At 43.6% G+C, this 24,459-nt stretch carries 16 protein-coding genes; 12 read left to right on the top strand and 4 right to left on the bottom strand.

Features of this window, described 5'->3' with window-relative positions:
- Positions 1–95: 95 nt before the first annotated feature.
- Positions 96–860, top strand: coding sequence for a uroporphyrinogen-III C-methyltransferase (cobA, locus tag G9Q97_RS05095; protein ID WP_166143808.1), 765 nt, complete (start codon positions 96–98; stop codon positions 858–860).
- A 22-nt stretch (positions 861–882) separates the two neighbouring features.
- Here the strand turns inward: cobA and G9Q97_RS05090 are convergent, their stop codons facing one another.
- The 4 genes from G9Q97_RS05090 to G9Q97_RS05075 form a co-directional block, all read right to left on the bottom strand.
- Positions 883–1,275, bottom strand: a complete 393-nt coding sequence (locus G9Q97_RS05090; RefSeq protein WP_166143806.1) for a DUF7009 family protein — start codon at positions 1,273–1,275, stop codon at positions 883–885.
- An 11-nt stretch (positions 1,276–1,286) separates the two neighbouring features.
- Positions 1,287–2,717: a rubredoxin gene (locus tag G9Q97_RS05085; protein WP_166143804.1), complete on the bottom strand. Its 1,431-nt coding sequence runs from the start codon at positions 2,715–2,717 to the stop codon at positions 1,287–1,289.
- Between the two features lie 155 nt (positions 2,718–2,872).
- A complete protein-coding gene (locus tag G9Q97_RS05080; protein ID WP_394352965.1) occupies positions 2,873–6,379 on the bottom strand; it encodes a molybdopterin-dependent oxidoreductase in 3,507 nt (1,168 codons plus the stop codon).
- 31 nt (positions 6,380–6,410) lie between these two features.
- The gene (locus G9Q97_RS05075) at positions 6,411–7,769 is read right to left on the bottom strand and encodes a NarK family nitrate/nitrite MFS transporter (RefSeq protein ID WP_187357710.1); all 1,359 of its coding nucleotides are present in this window, start codon (positions 7,767–7,769) and stop codon (positions 6,411–6,413) included.
- 432 nt (positions 7,770–8,201) lie between these two features.
- Here G9Q97_RS05075 and G9Q97_RS05070 point away from each other — a divergent pair, with 432 nt between their 5' ends.
- The 11 genes from G9Q97_RS05070 to G9Q97_RS05020 all read left to right on the top strand — a co-directional run bounded on the left by G9Q97_RS05070 (position 8,202) and on the right by G9Q97_RS05020 (position 24,418).
- Positions 8,202–8,945 carry a DUF6503 family protein gene (locus G9Q97_RS05070; protein ID WP_449397385.1) on the top strand — a complete coding sequence of 248 codons (744 nt, stop codon included), beginning with the start codon at positions 8,202–8,204 and terminating at the stop codon, positions 8,943–8,945.
- 20 nt (positions 8,946–8,965) lie between these two features.
- Positions 8,966–9,898 (top strand): patatin-like phospholipase family protein, encoded by a 933-nt coding sequence (locus G9Q97_RS05065; RefSeq protein ID WP_166143800.1) that lies wholly within the window; start codon positions 8,966–8,968, stop codon positions 9,896–9,898.
- A gap of 3 nt (positions 9,899–9,901) precedes the next feature.
- Positions 9,902–10,594, top strand: a complete 693-nt coding sequence (locus tag G9Q97_RS05060) for an SGNH/GDSL hydrolase family protein (RefSeq protein ID WP_166143798.1) — start codon at positions 9,902–9,904, stop codon at positions 10,592–10,594.
- 596 nt (positions 10,595–11,190) lie between these two features.
- On the top strand, positions 11,191–14,487 hold the full coding sequence (locus G9Q97_RS05055; RefSeq protein ID WP_166143796.1) for a SusC/RagA family TonB-linked outer membrane protein: 3,297 nt from the start codon (positions 11,191–11,193) through the stop codon (positions 14,485–14,487).
- Between the two features lie 39 nt (positions 14,488–14,526).
- The gene (locus G9Q97_RS05050; protein ID WP_166143795.1) at positions 14,527–16,308 is read left to right on the top strand and encodes a RagB/SusD family nutrient uptake outer membrane protein; all 1,782 of its coding nucleotides are present in this window, start codon (positions 14,527–14,529) and stop codon (positions 16,306–16,308) included.
- A 54-nt stretch (positions 16,309–16,362) separates the two neighbouring features.
- Positions 16,363–17,076, top strand: coding sequence for a DUF3823 domain-containing protein (locus tag G9Q97_RS05045; RefSeq protein ID WP_166143793.1), 714 nt, complete (start codon positions 16,363–16,365; stop codon positions 17,074–17,076).
- A gap of 613 nt (positions 17,077–17,689) precedes the next feature.
- Positions 17,690–18,199 carry a plastocyanin/azurin family copper-binding protein gene (locus G9Q97_RS05040; RefSeq protein ID WP_166143791.1) on the top strand — a complete coding sequence of 170 codons (510 nt, stop codon included), beginning with the start codon at positions 17,690–17,692 and terminating at the stop codon, positions 18,197–18,199.
- A 68-nt stretch (positions 18,200–18,267) separates the two neighbouring features.
- Positions 18,268–19,572, top strand: a complete 1,305-nt coding sequence (locus G9Q97_RS05035) for an FG-GAP repeat domain-containing protein (RefSeq protein ID WP_166143789.1) — start codon at positions 18,268–18,270, stop codon at positions 19,570–19,572.
- Between the two features lie 210 nt (positions 19,573–19,782).
- Complete coding sequence (locus G9Q97_RS05030) at positions 19,783–22,083, top strand: DUF6797 domain-containing protein (RefSeq protein WP_222851921.1); 2,301 nt, start codon at positions 19,783–19,785, stop codon at positions 22,081–22,083.
- A gap of 195 nt (positions 22,084–22,278) precedes the next feature.
- Positions 22,279–23,190, top strand: coding sequence for a hypothetical protein (locus tag G9Q97_RS05025; RefSeq protein ID WP_166143785.1), 912 nt, complete (start codon positions 22,279–22,281; stop codon positions 23,188–23,190).
- A gap of 40 nt (positions 23,191–23,230) precedes the next feature.
- Complete coding sequence (locus G9Q97_RS05020; RefSeq protein WP_166143783.1) at positions 23,231–24,418, top strand: serine hydrolase domain-containing protein; 1,188 nt, start codon at positions 23,231–23,233, stop codon at positions 24,416–24,418.
- The last annotated feature ends 41 nt before the right edge of the window (positions 24,419–24,459 follow it).

The raw sequence follows: 24,459 nt of genomic DNA, 5'->3' as shown, positions 1-24,459 counted from the left end.
TGATTCAAAGGCTAAGGTAAATATATTTTTAATAAATACGTAAAAATACGTAAAAAAATACTTAAATTTGTTTCATTAAATAAGTATAGGTTCGAATGAAAAATTCAGAAGCAAGATTATCACTGGTAGGGGCAGGGCCCGGGGATCCCGATTTGATCACTTTAAAGGCAGTAAAAGCCCTGGAAACTGCCGATGTCATTCTGTATGATGCATTGGCCAATGAGGCCTTATTGGCATATGCTCCTGAAACGGCAATGAAGATTTTTGTAGGTAAAAGTGCAGGGATGCATTATAGGCAGCAAAAGGAAATCAACCGAATGATCGTAAATTATGCTGTCACCTGTGGCCATGTAGTCAGGTTAAAAGGAGGTGATCCTTACGTCTTTGGTCGTGGTCATGAAGAGTTGGAGTATGCCGAGAAGCATGGGATACCAACTACGTATATCCCTGGTATCAGTAGTGCGATGGCTGTTGCAGGCCTGCAGGGTATTCCTTTAACCAAAAGAGGAGTGAATGAGAGTTTTTGGGTTGTGACCGGCACCTTGAAAGACCACAGTACGGCCAGGGATTTGTATTTTGCAGCTCAGTCATCCGCTACGGTAGTGGTCCTCATGGGAGTAAAAAAACTTCCTGAAATCGTGAGTTTATTCAAAGCGTACCGGGGGGAAGATGAACCCATTTGCATGATTCAGAATGGAAGTAAGTCCAATGAACGTTCTGTTACAGGAAAATTGCACAATATCCTGTCCCTGCAGGAGGAGGCAAAGCTGGCTGCACCAGCCATTATTGTAATTGGCCAGGTAGTCAGGGAAAAGTTTCTGGCCAAAATACAACAAAAGGAACTGGCGAGGGTGACATAAAAGTGGAAATTGGAATAATTTCCTATTCGTCTTTTTGATAGTCTTCCAGAGATTTAGGGTTTGGAAAATTGTCCCTTTCATCTTCATCAGGTCTTTGGTGGAGGCATTGAAAATCCTTTTCAATCAGCAGCATACATTCGAATTCCTTGCCTTCATTTTGGACATGTCTTATACTGATTTCATCTGTTTTTGCCCAGTCTTCGCCCAGTTTGGCAGGCAGGTAAACTTCCAATTTCTGGTTCAAAAAACGGGCTTCCGGCATTTTGCCAAAGTCTCCGGGAATCAAACTATAAATCAAGACCTGTTCTTTTCCAAGTTTTAATTCCTGATGTAAAGGCAGCCCCTGTCCAATGCTGCTCACCTCGGATTGACTTAACCGGAGCCGAATGGAATTGTCATTGATTCTGAGTTTCATGCCAAAATAATTTAATGAACGATTAATTTAAAAGCCGATTTTGGACTCTCACATACAGGACAAGAATAGCTGTCCGGAAGTTTCATAAAGGAGGTGCCTGGAAGTATATTTGATTCTGGGTCACCGTATTTTTCATCATATACAGTCAGGCAATTGGAGCATTGGTATTTCCTGAGAGGTTTTTTATTGGAACTGTCCTTATTGTCTTGAGAATCGGAGGACTTTGGAATTTTTAGTTGGTCATAATATTTATAGCTGAGTTCAATCAACAAAGGGGGCAAAGTTTCAATAGGTACATTTTTAACGAAGTAAAAATACTCAGAAAGGTTGGGATTGAAGTCTTTTGAGTAGAGAATATTGAAGGTTTCGGGATCATTATCACTTGTTTTTTTCGCTTTCTCTATGGCCACTGAGGTAAATAAAACCATGTGTCTTGTCTTCACCGAAAAACTCAGGCCATAAGTGCTGATATCCTGCTTGTCAAGGGCCCGTACCAGGTAATTTTTAATGGCTAGTGCTTCATCATCCATTACAGGTAAATGCCAATTGAGTTCCAGGGAGCTATGTCGGATATTGATGCCAAATTTCCCTAGTAGTTTTTCCCAACTTAACCGGTCCTTTTCTGCAATTCCTTTGATAATGATAGATTTCCAGGGTGTCAGGCAAATTTTCCCAATATTGGTGGCCGTGCAAAGCTGGCAAAGTGCCTTTAGAAAATTAATTGCGAACCGGTTGTTTCGCCAATATAGCCCCAACCAATACTTACCGCCAACAATACGGTTCATGCCTTCGTAATAGGGGGAGTTGGATTCCGGATAGTCCAGTTCCTGCGCTGCCTTTTGAATATTAGGTGTTTGGCTTTCTACTACGCTCTGATAGATTTCCTCGTATTTTAATCCACTTTTTACCGGATTAATTTCTTCAATTGCTTTGGCAATTTTGGCCAGATCATACCCGTAAATCAGGTCTGGGGCAGCCCAGGGTTTTTGATCAATTTCTGAAAACCGCAAGTACAGGTACCAATAGTTGTCAACAGCGGAGGCTACAAAATTAATGTTCCCAGTAAAAAGGGGCACCAGATTTTGGACCGGATCGGTGATATTGATTTTTAGTTTGGGCCTGTAGTCAAAAGTGTCCAGGATATAGTGATAAGTATGGGATGCCAGCCAATGCGTTGTGGGCATGACATCAAGGGCAGGGTAGGAGGAAACGATATTTTGAAATTCTTCCCCGTCTGTATCGTAAGCTGTGTCGATAGCTTCGAAAGTTTGGGAAAGGGTATCCAGGTTTTTGTTTTTCAAAGGGAAAAGCACATCCTGCCTGGATCCAAGATGAATGTAGGTAGCGCCCAATTCATTGGCTGTCTGGATCATTTTTAGAAAATCACCCGGAGAAATGATTCCTCCTTTGACAAATACCCTGACTAAATCTTCTTTTTGCATGTTGTAATATTTTGCTCCCTAAAAAGGAAGCCATTCTTCCGGTTTTCCCGGGTAAGTAAATGTATTCGGTTTTATTTATATTTTCACCCATTTAATGGGGCGTATTCGGGCAAACTTTTCCAGGTACAATGCTTTTCCCGACCAGAATTTTTACCCTAAGCGTCGATAAGTGAATGGAGCTCCTCATCCAAAATCCCCTTGACTTCCGGTTTACAACTTCCGCATCCCATTCCTGCGCCCGTTTTTTGGCAAAGTTGTCGGAAATCCCTGTATCCCGATTGGATGGCTTGGCTAATATTTCCTTTGCCAACATTGCTGCAGGAACAAACCATTTCGCCGATCATTTCGGCTTTGGTAGATTTGCCTCGCAATAGTTCCTGCCGTTTCGTGGAAAGTTCTGTCTTTTCCTCAATAAGGTTTTTAAATTCTGCAAATTCAGACTTGTCACCCATCAAAATGGCACCTACCAGTTTATCCTGATACACGATACATTTTTTATAGTAGGTCTGTGAGCTATCGATCAGCAAAATTTCCTCATACCCTTTTGAATTGGCAGGTATCTCCGGTGTCCCAATAGAACAAAGGTCCAGATCCGCAAACTTAAGGATATTCATTGGGATACTTCCTTTGTATAGACTGAGCAAATCACCAGTAATAAAGCGGGCAGCAATATCTGCCTGCATTTCGGCAGCAGCAGTAATCCCGTTGAGTTTTCCCTTGTGTTCCGCGATTTCACCCATGGCAAATATGTCGGGATCGCTGGTTTGCAGGTAGTCGTTGACCTGTATCCCCCGGCCACAAACCAAACCGGTCGATTTACCCAATTCTATATTAGGTCGGGTACCTATGGCATACACCACTGCATTGCAGGAAACAGTTTGACCGCCTTTTAGGCTGGCCGATATATTTTTGCTTTCACCCTGGGATTCCAGGTGTGACAATTGGTTATTCATGAAAAGCTGTACACCCATCTCCTCAAGTTTTTCCCGAAGCAGAGAGCTGGCCATGGGATCCAGCTGTCTTTCCATTAGCCGCGAACCCAATTGGACAATGGTAACCCTCAGGTTGATTTCCCGAAGTGCAGCAGCCAGTTCCAATCCCAGTAAGCCTCCTCCAACAATCAGCACATGCCCTTTAAAATCTAAATATTCTTTTAATTCGTCAGCATTTTCTCTGTTACGCATGGTAAATACACCGGGTAAATGCATTGGTGCATCAGCCGGGATAAAAGCCCTGCTTCCCGTGGCCAGGATAAGGATGCCATAATGGTGTACCCTTCCTTTTTCATCGGTTACCGTTTTACTGCTGCGATCAATGGATTCAATACCGTTTTCTACATACAGCTGGATGTTCAGTTTATCCATTTCCGTCGAAGATTTGAATTTCAACAAATCTTCCCAGGTTTTGTGGCGGTTAACATAATCCGGAAGCAATACCCTGTTGTAAAATGGGTGCTTTTCTTTGGAGAACACATGTATTTCATCTTCCTGGTTGAATTCCCGGTAAGAATTGATGAAGCGGAAGGCAGCAGCTCCCGCCCCTATAATTACAATTTTCTGCTTTGATTTTTTAAACAGGCTTACCTGCACTGCGGAATATTTAAAATCTGGTTGTTTCGAAACCGGATCGATCGCATTTCCGGTCAGGTTGTTGGCCCTGGCAAAATCGTTCTGAAGGATTTTGCCCCAATGCATGGGAAGGAAAACCACCCCCTTTTTAATTTTGTCCGTGATTTGGGCATGTAGCCTGACTTCCCCTCTGTTTCCTGAAACCAATACCGTGCTGCCTTGACTGATGCCCCTTTCGCTTGCATTTTCGGGGTGGATTTCCAGGAATGGTTTTGGCAGGTGTTTGTTGAGTTTGTTTACCTTTCCGGTACGGGTCATGGTATGCCACTGGTCTCTGATCCTGCCAGTGGTCAGAACAAGCGGAAATTCAGGAGATGGTTTTTCGAAGGCGTTCTTTGGACCGGATACCTGAATTTGTGCACGCCCATTGGGGGTAGGGAATTTTTTATTGGTGAAAAGGCGCCTGGTTTCTCCCTGAGTTTTGTTGGGAAAGGGCCACTGTATCGTGCCTCTCTTTTTCAGATGATCATAATCTAACCCGGAAATATCTATATTGGTACCTTTGGTCATGGCACAATATTCTGCGTAGACTTCGGCCATGTTGGTGAAGTCAAATCCATGAAATCCCATTTTTTTGGCAAAACGCATGAGGATTTCCGCATCAGGCAGGGCTTCCCCGGGAGCTGAAGTAAATTGACTCAGGTGGCTGATCCTTCTTTCCGAATTGGTCATGGTGCCTTCTTTTTCTCCCCAACCCGCTGCGGGAAGGACCAGATCGGCATAGGGAATCGCCTCGTTTTTGTCGGAGATATCCTGAACAACTACAAATCTGGCTTTTTTCAACGCGGCTTCTATTTTTCTGGCATCTGGCATGCTTACCAGGGGATTGGTGCAAATGATCCATATGGCTTTGATAGATCCGTCTTCGGCACCCTCAAATATTTGGGTAGCTGTTTTCCCTGGTTTTTCAGAGATATTTTCTACCTCCCAGAATTTGGCTACCTCATTCCTGTGGGCGGGATTGCTGAGGATTCGGTGGGAGGCCAGTAAGGTGGCCATTCCACCCACCTCCCGCCCCCCCATGGCATTGGGTTGCCCGGTAAGGCTGAATGGACCGGACCCGGGTTTACCAATATGGCCGGTGATCAGGTTTAGGTCTATCAGAGCCAGGTTTTTATTGACCCCATCTGCACTTTGATTGAGGCCCATGGTCCAAAGGGTAAGGAATCCCCTGGCGTTGCCGATAAAGGATGCGGCCATTTGGATGTCGTTAATGGAAACCCCACAGATCTGTGCTGCATCTTCTAAGGTGGTTTTCAATACCAGCTCTTTATAAGCATTAAACCCATCGGTGTGCTTTGCGATGAAATCCAGGTCGATGTCTCCCTGCTCGATCAGACATCTTCCCAAAGCATGAAACAGGACTTCATCCGTTCCGGGATGGACCTGCAAATGAATATCGGCAATCGAACAACTTTGCGTGATGCGAGGATCTACTACAATGATTTTGACATCGGGATGCTTTTCCTTTTGTTTTTCTATTCTTCTCCAAATAATGGGATGACACCAGGCTGGATTGGCTCCCGCCACAAGAAAACAGTCGGCTTGTTCAATATCCTCATAGGCGATGGGTACACTGTCTTCACCAAGTGTTTTGATATAGGCCATGACTGCGGAACTCATGCAAAGCCTTGAGTTGGTGTCCACATTATTGGTTTTCAGGAAACCTTTGGTTAGTTTATTGACCAGATAGTACTCTTCAGTAAGGCATTGGCCAGAGACATAAAATGCCACGGAATCCGGTCCATGGGTTTTAATGATGGATTTAAAAACCGCACTAGCCCTGTCCAGGGCAGTATTCCAATCTACCTGTTCCAATGGGTGGGATTTTCCCCAGCGCATTTGGGGATGGAGCAACCGGTCCGATTTGTCTTCCACTACGTAGTGAAGGTTCATGCCTTTGGAACACAGCATTCCCTTGTTGACAGGATGTTCAGGATCTCCTTGTATGGAAATCTTCCCTTTTTTATCTTTTAAGACATTGATCCCACAGCCTACGCCACAGTACGAACAGGTGCTTTTATAGTTGACCATTGACATACTTGATTGAGTTAGCGTTAAAATATTAACTGTTCACCATTTCCGGTTGCAGGGCAGCCTTTTGGGCCAATGATTCCTCCAACTCTTCCTGGGCAATTTTTTCATCTGCCTTTGAAAACCTTATCAATAGCGAGCAGGTACTGATGGTGGCCACGACGATTCCCAGTATGGAAAGGGCCTCACCATAGCTTAAACCTTCCATTTTTAAAAGAAAACCGGCCATCACTGCTCCTACATTGCCCCCTGCACCTACGATTCCGGAAATCATACCGATGGCTTTTTTATTGATAAAAGGTACCACGGAAAAGGTGGCCCCTTCCGCCATCTGAACGAAAAGACTAAATAGGATCATGGTACCTATGGCCAGCGGCAGCAAAGTCATTTGGGAAAATACCACAAGGGCAATTCCTTCTACCAGCAAAACAATTCCCAAGAACCCTACCCGGCCTTTGAGGCCCCATTTGATACCGGCCTTATCCCCAAAAAAACCACCCAGGGTTCTGGCAAAGAGGTTCATCAGTCCGAATAATCCTGCAATTAATCCTGCAGTTTTCAGGTCCAGGTTGAAAAAATCATGATAGTAGATGGCTGCAATATTGTTGATGGTGAGTTCTATACCAAAACAGGCACCGTAAATCAAAAATAAGGCCCAAACCCTGCGGTCCGTTACAGCTGCTTTCAGGGCGCCTTTACCATCCGCTTTTTTCTTTCTTTTGTACTCCAGGTCCTTTTTGCTGAGGTCCTTGATGTTTCCCTCCGGAAAATCGGTGGTCCACTTGTAATAGGCCAGGGCGGTAAGGATCATGGCAAAACCCGGCACCATCATGGCATATCTCCAGGCTTCCGCTTCCAGAAATCCCAAAGAAATAAAGAGCGCAAAAATAACAGGCATGATCATTTGGGTGACACCACCACCCATATTTCCCCATCCTGCAGAGGTGGCATTGGCTGTTCCAACTACATTGGGAGCAAACATCACCGATGTGTGGTACTGGGTGATCACAAAAGAGGCTCCGATAATCCCTATGGCCAATCGGAATAAAAGAAAACTTTCATAACTATCGCTTAGCCCAATCAGGATAACGGGGATGGCTCCCAACACCAGGAGATAGGTATAGGTGATCCTTGGGCCTATACGGTCTACCAACCAGCCGATAAACAACCTGCCCAGGACAGTTACTGCTACAGATGCAATGATGATATTGCCTATTTGGGCTTTGGTCAAATCCAGTTCTTCCCGGACAACGGCCATTAAAGGGGCGATACCAAACCAACCGAAGAAGCAAAGAAAAAACGCAAACCAGGAAAGATGAAAGGCCCGCATCTGCCGGGACTTGAAATCAAAAAGATTGATGGATGTAGCTTTTTTGTTTAGAGCTTGCATGTTTGTTTTTATTTTAGGTTGCAAATGTGGATATGGGCAGGGTTTAATGTTTGGTCGACATAAAGGTTACTTTGAGTCCGCTAAGATAAAGCAAGTATTTAAAAATAAGTAATATTACGTAAAAAAATACGTAAAATTCAAAAATACGTAGATATTTAAGTCTGGAAATGGGCTTAAAGCGTTTACACTGCCATTATCCGCTGACATATAAAGCTATGCCTCTCGCAGTAGCTGGGCCTATTCCGGAAATTTCCAGCGTTAGTTTTGATAAAAAATTATGGTTAGTAGTATAAGAATATGTATTATTGTTACTGGCAGCCATTGTTGAACCTGAAAAGTAGAGGGATAGGTTGAAGTTGGTTGTCAAAAGTTTCCTTTGTCTATAAATACCTGATTTTAAGTTAAAAAATGAACCGTAATATTTCTTATTTAGTGAAAAAGTTTAGTTTCCTTTTGCTGCCCTGGGTTGCTTTTTCTTTAAGTGCTTGTCATTCGGATAATGAAGCCCAGAAGATAATCGACCAATCAATAGCCGCACATGGTGGAGCACTTTTTCAGCAGGCAAAGATCAGTTTTGATTTCCGGGACAGACATTATGAAATTTTTAAATCGCCTGATCGATTCAGGTATGTCAGGTCTTTTTCTGATGAATCAGGGAAAGTTGTCGATGTATTGGACAACGAGGGTTTTGAAAGGAAGGTGGATGGCAATCCTGTAGGACTGACAGAAAAGGACGAAAACGCTTATTCCAACTCGGTGAATTCAGTGGCTTATTTTGCCTTTTTGCCTTATGGGCTCAACGACGCAGCTGTGATCAAGCAATATTTGGGTGAAACCAAGTTGGAGGGAGAGGAATACCACCTCATAAAGGTAACTTTTGAGCAAGAGGGGGGAGGAGAAGATCATGAAGATGAATTCTTGTATTGGATCAACAAGCAGGATTACAAGATGGATTATCTGGCTTATACCTACCACACAGATGGTGGAGGAATCAGGTTTAGAAAAGCGATCAATACCCATGATGTTTCTGGCATCCTGCTGCAGGATTATGATAATTACAAACCCGAGGATGAGCGTTTGCCGGTGGAATCCATGCAGGAATTATTCGAGTCGGGAGAGCTGGAACTCTTGTCTAAAATCCTCCTGGAGAATATTGAAGTAGAATTGATTCAATAAAATATACCAAGCGATAGAAAATGCAACATAAGAGAGCGTTGGTTATTTCAGGAGGAGGGAGCAAGGGTGCCTTCGGGGGTGGGATTGCGGAATACCTTATTCGGGATTGCAATTATAAATACGACATCTTCGTGGGAACCTCTACCGGAAGTTTGCTGGTACCCCTACTTTCCATAGATGAAATTGAAAAAATAAAAGCCATTTATACCTCAGTGACCCAGGATTGTATATTCAGTACCAATCCTTTTATTATATCCAAAAAAAACGGGGTATTCAAAACCAGGATCAACCACTTCAGTACGATAAAAATGTTTTTGAAGGGAAAAAAGACCTTTGGAGAAAGCAAAGCTCTTTTTAAGCTCATCAAAAAAATCATAACACCAGGAGATTTTGAGAGAATGCAGCAAAATACGGCTGAAATTTATATCACCGTGTCCAACCTGAGTAACAATACGGTAGAATACAAACGTTTGAAAGATTGTGAATACCATGATTTCTGCGAATGGATTTGGGCTTCCTCCAATATGATACCATTCATGAGTTTGGTGGAGAAAGATGGCTGTGAGTATGCTGACGGTGGTTTTGCCGATCTGGTACCCATATCAGAGGCCATTTATCGGGGTGCTACCGAGATAGATGTGATTGTATTAAAAGCCAGGGCGGGCAGGGAAATGAAACGTCCTGTAAGGAATGCCCTGGAATTGACCACGAGGGCATTCGATTTCATGTTGGATCAAATATCAAGTGATGATATTAAAATCGGGGAATTACTGAGCAAAAGGAAAAGAGTGACCCTTAATTTTTATTATCCTCCTGCGGTATTGACAGAAAACAGCCTGATCTTCGAACCCTATCAAATGAAAAAATGGTGGCGGCAGGGAAAAAGATTTGCAAAGGAACAGAACCCGGTGTGCAAATGCATAGAAGTCGGGATGCAGGAAGAAACCAAATGATGTATGAGAAGCATAAAACTTTCCGGATTCTTATTGATTGTTTTTTTGTTAACCGGTATGAATAAACCGGTATTACCAAAAGTGTTTGTTATCGGGGATAGCATATCCATGCAATACGGCCCCTATCTGGAACAATACCTAAAAGGAAGCTGGGTTTATGACCGCAAAAGAGATGATGGAATTAATTCAGCCAATCTGGACAATCCTGCCGGAGCCAATGGGGGAGATTCCGGAATGGTACTGGAATATCTCAGACAGAAAATGAATGACCCTGCTTTCAATCCGGATTTGATGCTGATCAATTGCGGACTACATGATATCAAAACCGGCGTCAATACAGGAGAACGGCAAGTCAATTTGGATCAATACCGTAGTAATCTGGAGGATATTCACGATTTGCTGGAGGAAAGAGGCATTCCTTTGGTTTGGATCCGCACTACTCCGGTGGATGACGAACAACACAATGCCAATCAAAGATCCTTTTACAGGTACGCAGCAGACCTTGCCATTTACAATGCAGTAGCTGATGAAGTTTTTTCTTCCAGAGATGTTCCGATGATTGACTTGCACCGTTTTACCCTGAATCTGGGTGAAAACCTGTACATAGACCATGTCCATTTCAATGAAGAAACCAGAGCCAGGCAGGCAGCTTTCATATCGGGGTTTTTAAACCAATATTGGAATGATTTACCTTAAACATGGTTTTTTTTAACATTAAAATTTCAAATTTAAGTTAAAGTATTTTTCTTTTTGGAGAAATAATATTTTGAACCCCAAAAAAAGTTGATTTTTTTACCTATTATTAATTGTGCAGTGCTTCAATTGTTCTCAAAGGCCTTTCCGATAATCTGAAATTATTCTACAAAAAATTATTTTTTTTCAAATTATTACATAAATTTACTTTTGTAAAAATGTATACGGTATTCAAAAAATGTGTTTTGGAAATAACCGGATATGCTAAATAAAGTAATAATAATCAGAATATTAGACCAATTGAATTGGAACAACTCAAATTGAAAAGTTTAATGCTTTTAAATAAAATATGCTGATCTTCTTAAGGGAAAAAGCCAAGTCCACTGATCAGGGAGGGGGCTGAATTTTTCATTCAGAGGATTGGAAGCAGAATTAATTTCCAATAAAAAATTAAAAATATGGTATACAACAGCAGTTAAAAAAAGAGTCGGCTGATTGAAACCAGCCGACCAGTGCCTTATGGTGATGATCATTGGGGAATGTGCATGCCATAAGACCAGCATTTATTGAAGTTTTACATCCAATAAACCCTTAAAATTATGAAAAATAAATTACTTAAGACAGCATTTGGCTTGTCTTGGTGCTTTCTTTTTGGCATTATTTTACTTTTTGTGGTGCCAAAGCAAGGATTTTCCGGGGAGTTTTCCCTAAGCAAAGTCCATGAAAACGACGCACTATCATCCAATAACCTAATATTCAACACCGGCTCAACCAGCTCAATAACATTTTTTAACGAATTGGAAACGATAACGGGTACCGTAAAGGATTCCAATGGAGAGCCTATTCCTGGGGCGACGGTGATCATTGAAGGATTTAACCAGGGCACTGTTACGGATATCGATGGAAAATTTACCATTGATGCCGATGAAGGTGCGGTAATTGTCATTTCCTTTATTGGTTTCCGGTCCCAACGAATTACCGTAGGAAACCAAACTCAATACGACATCATCTTATCTGAAGGAGAAACTTCCCTCGATGAAGTGGTTGTAGTTGGTTATGGTACACAAATAGAATCCCGGATAACGGGGAGTATTGCAAGAGCGGATCCGGAAGATATGGCCAGGGTGTCAACCCCAACTGTTGGGCAGGCATTACAAGGGCGTGTTGCAGGCGTTTTTATAAAAAACCAGAATGGCCAGCCTGGACAAAATAAGACGGCGATCAATATTCGGGGATTTGGCGAACCGCTATATATTGTTGACGGATTACCTGTTGATGAGGCGGTTTTTTCGAATATCAACCCCAATGATATTGAGGAGCTTAATGTTCTGAAAGATGCTGCATCGGCGGCTGTTTATGGTGCAAGAGCCGGAAATGGCGTTGTCCTGGTGACTACCAAAAGAGGAAGTGCTGGAGATGTTCGTTTTTCTTACCGGGGAGATGTGGGTTTCCAGGGATTAACCATGGTACCAAAGGTCATTGACTCATGGGAGTACATGACTTTGTTTAATATGAGGAACCTGGATCGGGGATTAGGCTTTCGTTGGACTCCTGCTACCGTTGAAGAGTTCAGGGCCCATAACGATGGATCAGATCCCGAAAATTATCCAAGTGTGGATATGTTTGATATGGTGACCCGTGACGCTTCACCGATGATAACGCATGATTTATCAATCAGGGGAGGAAATGATCGCGCCCGTTATTTTATATCCGGTAATGTGTTTGATCAAACCGGCCTGGAACGCAATGTTTTTGGGGAAACAGATACCCGGTTTAAACGCTACAATATTCGCGGAAACCTTGATGTGGACGTAACTGATAAATTTAGTTTTAATTTTGACATGAGTTACAACCTGCAGGATTTTTATGGTCCAAGAAATGCCTTTGAAGGCACGGACTGGTCGCAGGGTCAGGGAATATTTGCCCGTAGCGGACGTTGGCGTCCATTTCATTCAGTGGTGGAATTACCCGGTGGTCATCGCGATTTTCCAAGAGGAGCCCCGGAAGGCCAAACGGTAAATCCCCTGAATTTAGCGAGTGCAGACATTGGAGGTTCACAGGAATTTCACAGAAGTTTTATAGATTTTAAGCTGGGAGGGGAGTATCAACTGCTTCCGGGTTTGAGCACCAGGGCTACTATTAATTATCAGGGCACCAGTCTGCAGGAGAAGATGTTCCAGAAAAGAGCTCCTGAATATAGGTACAACCCAGATACGGAGATGCATGAGTTTGTTCGCGCACTCAATGCCGACACCAGAGTAGAAAGACAAAACAGCCAAACCGAAAACATCAATTTCCAGTATTTCTTAAACGGGGACCATTCATTCGGGGAGAATCATTCGCTTACAAGTATGTATGTGTTTGAATTTATCCAGCGGGATTTTGAAAGAATTGATGCCAGTCGAATAGGCTATGAATTTCCGATTGCCCAATTGAGTGCGGGACCACCCAGTCAGCAATTTAACAATGATGTAATCAACAGGAATAAGCGGGTAGGCCACATAGGCAGAATTGCTTACAATTATGGCGACAAATATTCCCTGGAGGTAAGCGCAAGGTACGACGGTTCCATGAGGTTTCCGGAAGATTCCCGTTGGGGATTCTTTCCATCTGTTTCCGGCGCATGGAATATTTCCGATGAAGGATTTATGCAGAATAGTGGTATATCGAATTCCCTGACCTATTTGAAGCTTCGGGGTTCCTGGGGAAGGCTGGGTTTTGATGCAGCAGGTAACTTTCAATTTTTACCAACTTTCTCTTTTGACAATTTTTACATTTTTCAGGACGATCTTTTGCGCCGGACAATCAGTACAGACGGGCTTCCCAACCCAAATATTACCTGGGAAAAAATGGACATCGTCAATTTTGGTTTGGACGCTTCCTTCTGGGGGGGGATGATAGAAGGTACTTTCGATATCTTCCGCAGACATCGTTTTGATGTGCTCGGGCAAAGGATTTTGGATGTACCGCCAGTCGTAGGGGCAGTGTTGCCTCAGCAAAATTTCCAGGAATTTGAAAACAGAGGGCTGGAACTTAGCCTGCGACATAACAATACAATCAACAGCAATTGGAATTATTCCATTGGAGGTAATTTCGGGATTTATGAAGAAACTGTGATCAACACCGATGAACCTGATTTCATCAACAAAGAGGTCGAACGACGGGAGAAGGAGATTGGTCGCCGGGTAATAACAGGTGGCAGGAATAATGTCAATGTTTTCTACCTTCAGACGGATGGTCTTTTTGCCTCCCAGGAAGAGATCGATAATTGGGCAGATATAGATGGCAATGGAAATCGCTCCATACAGATTGGAGATGCGAGGGTTATAGACAGGAACGGGGACGGAAGGATCACCGATGCGGACCAGTATATTGCTACTTCCGGTACCCAGCCAAGGATGACATTTGGCTTTCAAACCCGAGTCGAATGGAAAGGGCTTGAGCTTGTGACTTTCTGGCAAGGTGCTTCCCGATTTGGTTGGAATTTAACATGGAGTGAGTTTGAGTCACCGTTCCCGTCCAATGGAGTGGCACTGCAGAAAGACATCACTGAGGCCTATATTCCGGAAAATGAATTTGGCCTTCCGGCGGTAAGTGCTACCAGTGCCAGGTGGCCCAGGGCATCTGGAAGATTCAATAGTAATTATGATATGTTCTTGATTGATGGGAGCTACCTGCGTCTCAAGCAGCTTCAAGTGGGGTATACCCTTCCGGTAGAACTTATAGACGGACTAGGTTTAAGAAGAGTGAAGGTGTATGCAGGTGGCACCAACTTATTGACATTTTCAGACATTGATTTTCTGGATCCAGAGATTGACGAAAACCCTAGACAGTTTTTCGGTAACTACCATCCACAGACGCGGGTGGTCAATGTGGGAGTTGAAATTGATTTCTAAACCGAAAATAAACCGATTTCCAAAATAATTTTCTAAGTTATGATATTCAGAAAAAATATATATAAAGCACTTACACCAGTCCTGCTTGGATTTCTGGTGTTGATGAATTCCTGCGGAGATGTTTTTGACCTCAATGAGCTGCCTCAGGACCTTGTAAGTGCAGATCAGGTATTTGAAAATGAAGCCTTTGCAGAGGCATTGGCTGCTGATTTGTACGCATTATTCCCCTTTACCAGTTTTTCTACCCCGAATGGAGGTCATAATTTTGCCGGGCCGCTGGGTCATCACGATTTGGGTACCCAACGAGGAGGAGGATCCACTAGCTGTAGAACCCACGGGGGAATGAATTTAAACGCTGATTGTGAAGGATTATGGAATTACGAGTATATAAGGGACCTGAATTTCTTTATTGAAAATATCCGGGCATCTGCGCTATCTGAAGCATTTAAAAGCCAAATGGAAGGTGAGGTCAGGGTATTGCGTGCAGCGACGTATTTCAAAATGCAAAAGCGCTATGGGGGAGTACCCCTGGTTGATGTTGTACTCGATCCCTTTGAGGAGGTCCCGGAACAATATCTGGCTAGAAGTACGGAAGAGGCCTTGGCCGATTTTATAGACGCTGAACTGGAAGCAGCGGCCGGCCTGTTGACGGAAAATCCTGAGCAAACAGGTAGGGTTAACCGCTGGACTGCCTATGCCTACAAGGCAAGGGCAAATCTTTGGTCAGCTTCAATCGCAAAGTTTGGAACCCTGGCAGATAACCAGCTAACGGGTATTCCATCATCCAGAGCCAATGAATTCTATGAAAAAGCCAGTGCTGCGGCCCGGCAGGTAATTGATTCAGGTAATTATTCCTTGCTCCAGGGTTCAGATCCTGTACAAACCTTTTTTAGCATTGGCGTTGAGGACTCAAATGCGGAAACCATCTTTGAGAGGATTTATAATGGTGTAGAAATTAACCATGCCTTTGCCCACCAGAATCAACCAACGCCCTATTCTGAAGGCCAGGGCTCCCAAATGAATCCTACCCTGGAACTGGTCAACCACTTTGAAAATTTGGATGGGACCTTTAGTACACCTGAACTGGGTCCGGACAATTTGTATGCAGAGGGTGATGGGCCCTGGACAAATAAAGATCCAAGATTGTACGCCACAGTCCTTTTTGAAGGAGATCTTTATGCAGGTAACGTAGTAAATTTATATGAGGGCATAGATCCGACAGTTGGGGGAACCAATCCGGACGCAATCATTTCGGAAGTTGGCGTATCCTATAACGGGAAACCCTCTGTCGGTAATGCCAGCCGCAGACAGGCCAATCAATTTTTCCCATCTACTGGTTTTTTGCTTAAGAAACTAGTAGCCGAAATCCCTTTTGTACCCGATGATAGGGAAGCGTACAATTGGAAAGAGTTACGTTTGGGCGAAATGTATTTAATCGCAGCAGAGAGCGAATTCGAACTCGGAAATATGGCTGGTGCGGCCATGCATCTTAACTTTACACGCGAGCGGGTAGGATTGATACCTTTGAATGCGGCAACCATTACCCGTGATCGTGTGAGAATAGAAAGAACGAGTGAGTTGATCTATGAGGGCCATCGGTGGGATGACCTTAGAAGATGGAGAACTGCCCAAGATGCCTTGAATGGCCAGATTGTGGGGGGCGTCCGGGTGATTTATCACGATGATTCCGGACAATATTATTTCCTTCCTATTCAAGGGGAAACTGTACAGCGCCTGTTTCGTCCGGAGCATTATTATAATCCAATTACACTTGCCAGAATTGAAACCAATGGAGCATTGGTCGAGAATCCTGGTTACTAAAGGATTGGTATCACTAATCCCTATTAAAAAATGTAATATTTAATCATGATGAGAATGAAGGTTATAAAAATAAATAAAATACCCATTTTGGCATTGATGGCAGTCTGTATTACCACAATGTCAGCTTGTGAAGAAACCATTACAGACTTTGGTTTTGATGGTCAGATCAGCGGTATGATTGTGGATCAAAACGGAAACCCGGTGTCTGGGGATGCCTCAAATCCGGCTTTTACCGTTTTTGTTTTAGGAGAAGAAGATCGGGTTCCGCTTGAACTGAGAGTAAATGGGGATGGTTCGTATGCCAACCTGCATTTGTATCCCCAGTCATATGATGTCTGGATCGAGGGACCCGTGGATGGTCCTGGTCCTGGTGAACTTGTCGTTGACCTGGCAGGAGCCCCGGTAGAACAAAACATTACCGTTACACCTTTTTTGGTTATTTCACAGCCCAATGTGAGTATATCTGGTGGCCAACTTACAGTGAATTATGAAATAAGCCCCAGCCCGGGGCATGAGGCTGCGGAGAGAGTTGTGTTGGTGAGTACCGTTGCCAAGGTGGGAGTGGATACTGGCAATGGCCCCAGGTGGCAGACCAGAGAGGTGACCCTTGATGGTAATTCAGGATCAGCAACTGTACCACTTGACGCTGACCTGCTGAGCATGTCCCAGGAAAGGGGAGGAGGGAATTTACACGTCCGGGTGGCAGCCAGGTCTAGTCAAAGTTCTGATTGGAATCATAGCATTCCAATTGTTATCCAGGCACCCTGATAGTCTGGTAAAGAGAGAATAAAGCCTGGTTTTATTCTCTCTTTATAATGGTTCTAACAGATCATGACAATAAAATACAGTAAGTGAAATGAAATTGGTTAAACCTATAAATCTGTTTGTCTGAAAATAAGTGATTGTTGATAAAATGAAAAGAGAATTATTTAGCTGAAGAAAACTACAGATTTAATAATACAAAGAAATGGAATGATAAGAGGAAATAAAGGATAGCTGTGTAATAATACTAAGTGACGTTTCAAATATTTGTTGAACGTAAAGCTCACGTGAATGGGCCTTGGTAAGGGGTTTGGAAAAAATAGTTGTCTCCAATTAACACTTGGTTAACTTCATTAACTTTTCCTTAAGGGGATTTAACTTTTTGTAGGTCCAACTGCAATCTATTTTCCCCAACCTTTGGAATATGAAACCGAACTTGCATTAGGCAGAGATGCGTATGACATGCAGCGCGATGATTTTAGGACACCTGCCTGCTTGCAGGTGAGAGCTTCTCCGAAAAAAGTTTGGGTAGGCCGGGAAGCAACTGAAAATAAATAATAAATTACCAACTGTAAGCAATGATAACTTAATCTTTAATATCTAAATAAATATTCTATTTATGCGAAAAATAATTATATCAGGTTTTAGCTTTTTACTGCTATCTTTTTTCATTTCCACAACCTTGACTGGCATAGAAAGGGTAAATATGGACGATGAATCGACCACCAATACTTTTTCATCCAAACGCAACGGATCTGCTGATACCACTGTAGTAGAAATCAAAACGGAAGGAATTGATCTGAGTTACTCCGTTCCGGAGATCAAGGCCAAAGCCGGAGAGATTCTACGCATTCAATATATCAATGGAAGTGATATGAATCACAATATTGTATTGGTCAAAGGAGAGGAGGATATCCGACCGGTAGGGGTTGCCGCTTTGCGGGCGATAGCAAATGACTGGATTCCCGAAAAAGAAATGGATCGCATTATCGCATACAGTGCCCTGGCTCATGCAGGTGATACGGTATCCTTTTCTTTCAAGGTGCCACCACCTGGTATCTATCCCTACATCTGCACCTATTCGGCCCATTGGACGCAAATGCAAGGGCGGTTGATTTCAACAGAGTAAATAGCTGGCTGGTATCGGTATTATTAATACAGAATCAATAAAGAACTAAAACTATAAACATATAAATCATGGTATTCATAAAATCTTCAATTTTCACCAAAGAGGCTTCCATGCTTCCCACCTTGTTATTTTTTCTTTTGGGCTTTTTGGGTACGACTGTTTCTGGTACGGCACAGGGTAGCAAGAAAAATATCCAATTCAGAACGCACATTATTGACGACGATCTTATAGGCGGTGCATTTTCGAACACTGGAATGGCAGATATGGATGGGGATGGTAAGCTGGAATACATCATGAGCTCCAGGGGAACCAAAAAAATATATGTTTACAAATTTCATGAGCCAGGGCATTGGTCCAGATACATTGTGGGCGAAAACCCTCCTACAGATGCCGGAGGAGCCGTACTTGACGTGGATGGTGACGGACTGCCCGACTATCTGGTAGGAGGAGCATGGTACAGGAATTCGGGAGATCTGAATACCCCTTTCGAGCAAATTGTATTCGATCAGGAGATAACCGACGGCTCTATTCACGACCAAATCGTGGCTGATGTAAACGGAGATGGTCGTATGGATGTGATTACCATGTCGGATAAACACAATCTTCGCTGGTATGACATTCCCAGTAATCCCAGGGATCCCTGGGTTCGGCATGACGTTGGAGCTGCGGTCCATGGCGGCGTGGCTCCAAGAGGATTTGGTGATCTGGATGGTGATGGCGATATAGACCTGGTGCGTACCGATGTATGGTTTGAAAATGTAGATGGCAAGGGAACCGAATGGAAGCAGCATGATCTGGGACCTTTCATGCCACTTCCGGAAGGGGAGCCAAGCTGGGCGGCCAATGCTGCCAGATCATGGGTGGCTGATATCAACCAGGATGGCAGGCCTGATGTGGTGCAAACAGTTGAAGAGATGCGTGGAGGCAGAGTTTGGTGGATGGAAAATCTTGGCCCTGATGAGGGTGGTGCCATTCAGTGGCACCGACACGAAATCGCCGGGGGTGATAGGATCCTGGGCGGAATGCATTCCCTCGGAGTAGCAGACTTTACCGGTGATGGCAAACCTGATGTGATTTCGGCCGAACAAGACTGGCAACGCGCCCGCCCTGGTGCTAATGGAGAAGAAAATCCCCGCTATTTTCTGTGGGAAAACCTTGGAGTGGGTCCATCCTGGTCCAATAATGCCACCGTTGAGTGGAAGGAGCATGTGATAGCAGATATCAATCTGGGTGGTCATGAAATTGTTTTTGGAGATGTTACGGGTAACGGAATGTTGGATATATTAGGAAAGCCCTGGAGCCCATCTGACAACAACGCCCTGGGTGGAAAAGCCTATGTCATATTCCTGGAAAATAAATCTGTCCTTGATTAGCATTTAGGGATCATTCCCATCTGTATTTTTGCTCATTCAAAAGTAAATTAATGCTTAAATTAAAACTATTTTGATCGTTAAATCAATAAGATCTCCACAGGCCAAATGAAAAATTCAAAAGGACAACTACGTTTAATCCCAGCATTGTTTGTATTTACCTGCTTATGCATGTCTTTACCCCTTCAAGCCCAGTTTCAACCTTCGGATAATATGAACCCAATGGACCATGGGCCATTTGTAACCACTACAATTGCCCATGATCCGCTGACGACAAGTAGCATTTTCGTGAATAAAGGAATCGCAGTCAAGTTGGGAACAGACCATCAGGCAGTAATGACTTTTGATACGGACTTATTGCGTGTTGCCAGTGCCTGGACCGGAGGCTTCCTGCATTGGTATTTAGGACGTGATGGATTGGAGGATTGGCCCAGTCCTGATGGGATCACTCATTTTGAAACCAGCAAAACGCCGGGATGGTCATTGGATGGAGATTTTGATGATCCCAGGACCTGGCCCTATGGACCAATTCCAAAAAAGCAAGCGCATTACAAGGGGCTTTATATCAATGGCGATAAGGTTCTTTTTTCCTATTCGGTTGGTAATAGCGATGTTCTCGAATTACCTGGATTCGAGCTGGTTGATGGTCATCCTGTGTTTACCCGAACCCTAAATTTGAGTCCCACTAAGGAAACGATCTCCTTGCGGGTACTACAGGTACCGGAAAATGCAGCAATGGAGATCGTTTCGGTTGCTGATTCAAAGGAACATATCAGCTTAAAGGTAGGCAACAATACCCGTGTCGTAGGTTTGCAAGGCATTTTTGATGTTAAACCAACATGGAGGGTAGCCAATCGTCACCTTATTTTGGATCTTCCTGTGTTACAACAAGCCGTAAAATTCAAGCTTTCAATCGGCCCGGTACTTTTCGGCCAGGGATCGACTTATATGGCCTCCTACCTGGATCAGGCCAGGATTGTATCCGATTTGTCCAATTTTAAATCCCCTGGGCCTGATCAGTGGGAACCCGTACAAACGGAAGCAATGATGGGAGAGGAAGAAGGACCATTTAAGGTAGATCAGCTCACCATTCCTTCAGATAATCCCTGGAAATCTTTTATCCGCTTGATGGACGTAGATTTTCTTCCCGATGGGCGTGCCGTAGTGGTTTCACTGAGTGGAGATGTATGGTTGGTCGATGGAATAAAGGAAGAGTTAGGCACATTAGAATGGCACCGGTTCGCAACCGGTTTGTTTCAGCCCAGCGGCGTAAAAGTAGTGGATGGGCAGATTTATGTGATCGGGCGTGATCAAATTACCAGGCTTCATGATGTAAATGATGATGGATTTGCAGATTATTATGAGAATTTTAATAATGAGCTCATGGCTTCCACCAATTTTCATGCGTTCACATTAAATCTGGAAACCGACGCAGAGGGAAATTTTTATTTTGCCAAATCAACTCCCTGGCCACCCTACCTCAGGGGAGAAGGGCCCGCTAAAAATGCAGAAATAACGCCCCATCACGGCGTGCTTTTTAAATTATCTCCGGATGGAGAGCAACTGGAAATTATTGCAAGAGGACTTCGTAATCCCAATGGAATGGATGTGGGCCCTGATGGTGAGCTGATTTACGCAGATAATGAAGGCAATTGGGTACCTACAAGCAAGGTGCACCGGATTAAACAAGGGGGCTTCCACGGATTTGTACCATCCGCCCATCAGACTGAAACTCCTGATTCCTTTGAGCCCCCTGTTGTTTGGACGCCCCATTATATGGACAATTCTCCAGCAAAACCCATGTTTATCACAAGCGACAAATGGCCGGAAGAACTCAGGGATGACCTCTTATTGGCTTCCTATGGTCGTGGAAACCTCTCCCTGATTCTAAAGGAAGAGGTGAATGGTGTGTGGCAGGGGGCCCATTTAAACCTGCCGCTTTTGTTTAAATCAGGTCTGGAGCGAGGCCGTTTTCACGATGACGGACATTTATACATGGCAGGGATGACCAGTTGGCAATCCATTGGTGAAGACTGGGGTTCTTTTCACCGGGTTAGGTATACCGGGCAGGCATTAAATGTGCCCATAGCCGTGCAAACCAAAGCAGGAGGTATTGAAATAAAATTTTCACAAGAATTAGATTCTAAACTTGCTGTTGATATAGAAAATTACCAATTGCAAAAATGGACCTATCCCTGGACAAGTCAATATGGTACGCGGGGTAAGCAATATTCCGTGGACAATCCCGGAGAAACCAAACCCGACCAGGTACAGATTGAAGCAATTCGCTTATCCGATGATAAAAAATCAGTATTTATAGAAATTCCTGCCTTGAAACCAGGTGCGGTAAATACCTCGCTTGGTACACTTGAAGCCTTGCCCGATATGATTGACGCTTCATTGGGATTGGTCATGTCAATAAGTTATCAGATTACTACAGCAAAAGGGGAGGAGTTAAATCACATGATTCATAAAACCATTCACAAAGTACCTGCTGAAGAATTTGAAAATTAGGTTAAAGATGCACTACTTCAATAATTTTGACCCATTTATTCCTTGGTTCATTAAACTGAGCATGATGATAGCTTCACGCAAGTGGATGTCCCGGCAACTACCTGGACAAAATGTAAGCCCCTCACCAAAGTGTGGGATGGGCTATACCACTATTCGGTGCGGGCAAATTGTGGTTTTAAAAAAAAATACAAGCACATGAAAATTCGGATTTTAGTTTTAAGCCTGTTTTTATTGGCTGCCTGTGGACAAGCTGCGCATCAAGAAAATGCTGAAAAGGGTAGCGTGGAAAATGTTCTGGTGATTGAAGCGAAGCAATTCGACTATGTGACATGGAAGATCAATGCGGCAAATGGCACCTGGCACTTTGAAAAAAGACATGCCGAAACGGGAGCTCCATCGACAGGATTTAATTCAGCGATCGATGAGCAAGGCCTGGATTGGATTAGCAATAACTGTGTGGATAAGCGGGAATGGAGAGGGTGGCCCAACTTTGCTTCAGATGGTTTCGGGCATCCTTGCCGTGGAGGAGGGGGATCCTCCTACTGGATTGGCGAGGATGGAAAACCAATCGATTTTGCAGATACGCTTCAAGGACGCCATATGGTATTGGCATCAAGCAATGAAAAATATAAGATTCGCTACCATTTCTTCCCGAGCCATGCTGCCATCGAAGTTTTGGAGGCGAATGATTTATTCGCCTTCCTTTGGGAAGGGCCTGTTGGTGGGGAAATGGATATTGATCAGCAGTATTATGTATTAGAAGATGGGGTTCACCGAAAATTTGAACACGGTAAAGGGCTTGGTTATCTAAACCCGGATTTTGGCAACAACTTCCCTTCTCCATTCTTTTATTTTGTAGATGAAGATGCCGATCACATTTTATATGTAGGTGCCAAAGGAGTAAGTGAAGGCGGAGACGAAGGATGGGTACAACCTGATAACATGGCCATATTTAGCTTTGGAAGGGATGATGATAAACACGCCCTGAGTAATACAGAGGCTGTCGCTGTTTTTGGTTTTTTAGATAAGGAGATGGGACATGAAAAAATCAGTAGTTTTATCAAGGATCGCCTCGCCGACCCTTTTAAACCAATAGAAAATCTTTAAACGCACGATAAACGGTAAAATTTAATTTTAAAATATTCCGATGAATCCTGGTATTAAATATCTTATACTCTTTCAGCTTTTCCTTATAAATGTTTATTGTTTACAAGGAAAACCAGGTATTGATAGATACATCTGCGAGGATAATAAAAGACTTCCTGAGGATACGCTAAAAGTGAGGGGAAATGTAGTATTCCCGGGAGAGAAATGGGAGGTAACCACACCGGAATCACAGGGTCTAAGTTCTTCTAAGTTAAAAGAGGCGATTCAACTTTTAGAAGATAATTCCGGGCATGACGGTGTAAAGGAGGTGATGATCATTCGGAATGGGTACCTCATTTGGGAAGGTGAGGATGTGGACAAAGTTCATGGGGTGTGGTCAGTAACCAAATCTTTTACCAGTACCGCTTTAGGCCTGTTGATAAGTGACGGTAAGGCCAGCCTCAATACACCGGTAAGTGATATTGTACCTGAAATGCGAGAAAATTATCCCGATTTGACTTTGAGACATTTTACCACCATGACCTCCGGGTACAGGGCTCAGGGTGACGAGGCCAGGGGAAATTATACCCATGGTCCAAGTGCTACCCCCTTTATTCCCGGAGCACCCTTGTTTAGACCACCAGGTTCAAAATATGCCTATTGGGATTCAGCCATGAATCAATTCGCCTTTATTTTGACCTTGATTGCAGAAGAGCCTTTGGAGGATCTTCTTAAAAATCGCGTACTGGATCCGATTGGAATCAACCCCAAAAAGTGGCAATGGGGTGATTTTGGTGATCACAAGGGCTACAAAATCAATGGAGGTGCAGGCAATAATAGTAACCACATTTTCATTTCAGCACGAGAAATCGCCCGTTTTGGATACCTATTTTTAAATCAAGGTAATTGGGACGGTAAACAGTTAATCCCAAAAGATTGGGTTCTCCAGGCAAGTGCTGTTCAGGTACCAAGCTCAATTCCTTTGGGTCATTTTGATAGTGGATTGCAAGGCAGTGGGGTATATGGATTCAACTGGTGGGTAAACGGGATCCTACCTAACGGGGAGCGGAAATGGCCTGATGCCCCACCTGGCACCTTTGGAGCATGGGGCCATAACAACAACAATATATTCATTATCCCTGAATGGAACATGGTGATTGTAAGATTGGGCCTTGATCAAAGCGATGGGGAAATTACCGATAAAATTAAAAGTCAATTTATTAAAAAAATTAGTGAGTCGTTTAATTAATGAATACAAGTGAGAGGAATACAAACCAAAATAACCTAAAC

It is taken from the genome of Cyclobacterium plantarum, assembly GCF_011290685.1.
In the GTDB taxonomy this organism is placed as follows: Bacteria; Bacteroidota; Bacteroidia; order Cytophagales; family Cyclobacteriaceae; genus Cyclobacterium; species Cyclobacterium plantarum.
The sequence above is the reverse complement of the archived record's forward strand: the minus strand, read 5'-3'. Positions and strand labels throughout refer to the sequence as shown.

What these genes read in the sequence shown, in the direction of transcription:
- G9Q97_RS05050 (WP_166143795.1), top strand. Translation starts at nt 14,527, where the DNA reads ATGATATTCAGAAAAAATATATATAAAGCACTTACACCAGTCCTGCTT.
- G9Q97_RS05065 (WP_166143800.1), top strand. Translation starts at nt 8,966, where the DNA reads ATGCAACATAAGAGAGCGTTGGTTATTTCAGGAGGAGGGAGCAAGGGT.
- G9Q97_RS05040 (WP_166143791.1), top strand. Translation starts at nt 17,690, where the DNA reads ATGCGAAAAATAATTATATCAGGTTTTAGCTTTTTACTGCTATCTTTT.
- G9Q97_RS05020 (WP_166143783.1), top strand. Translation starts at nt 23,231, where the DNA reads ATGAATCCTGGTATTAAATATCTTATACTCTTTCAGCTTTTCCTTATA.
- G9Q97_RS05025 (WP_166143785.1), top strand. Translation starts at nt 22,279, where the DNA reads ATGAAAATTCGGATTTTAGTTTTAAGCCTGTTTTTATTGGCTGCCTGT.
- G9Q97_RS05045 (WP_166143793.1), top strand. Translation starts at nt 16,363, where the DNA reads ATGAAGGTTATAAAAATAAATAAAATACCCATTTTGGCATTGATGGCA.
- G9Q97_RS05030 (WP_222851921.1), top strand. Translation starts at nt 19,783, where the DNA reads ATGAACCCAATGGACCATGGGCCATTTGTAACCACTACAATTGCCCAT.
- G9Q97_RS05060 (WP_166143798.1), top strand. Translation starts at nt 9,902, where the DNA reads ATGAGAAGCATAAAACTTTCCGGATTCTTATTGATTGTTTTTTTGTTA.
- G9Q97_RS05035 (WP_166143789.1), top strand. Translation starts at nt 18,268, where the DNA reads ATGGTATTCATAAAATCTTCAATTTTCACCAAAGAGGCTTCCATGCTT.
- cobA (WP_166143808.1), top strand. Translation starts at nt 96, where the DNA reads ATGAAAAATTCAGAAGCAAGATTATCACTGGTAGGGGCAGGGCCCGGG.
- G9Q97_RS05090 (WP_166143806.1), bottom strand. Translation starts at nt 1,275, where the DNA reads ATGAAACTCAGAATCAATGACAATTCCATTCGGCTCCGGTTAAGTCAA.
- G9Q97_RS05055 (WP_166143796.1), top strand. Translation starts at nt 11,191, where the DNA reads ATGAAAAATAAATTACTTAAGACAGCATTTGGCTTGTCTTGGTGCTTT.
- G9Q97_RS05075 (WP_187357710.1), bottom strand. Translation starts at nt 7,769, where the DNA reads ATGCAAGCTCTAAACAAAAAAGCTACATCCATCAATCTTTTTGATTTC.
- G9Q97_RS05085 (WP_166143804.1), bottom strand. Translation starts at nt 2,717, where the DNA reads ATGCAAAAAGAAGATTTAGTCAGGGTATTTGTCAAAGGAGGAATCATT.
- G9Q97_RS05080 (WP_394352965.1), bottom strand. Translation starts at nt 6,379, where the DNA reads ATGGTCAACTATAAAAGCACCTGTTCGTACTGTGGCGTAGGCTGTGGG.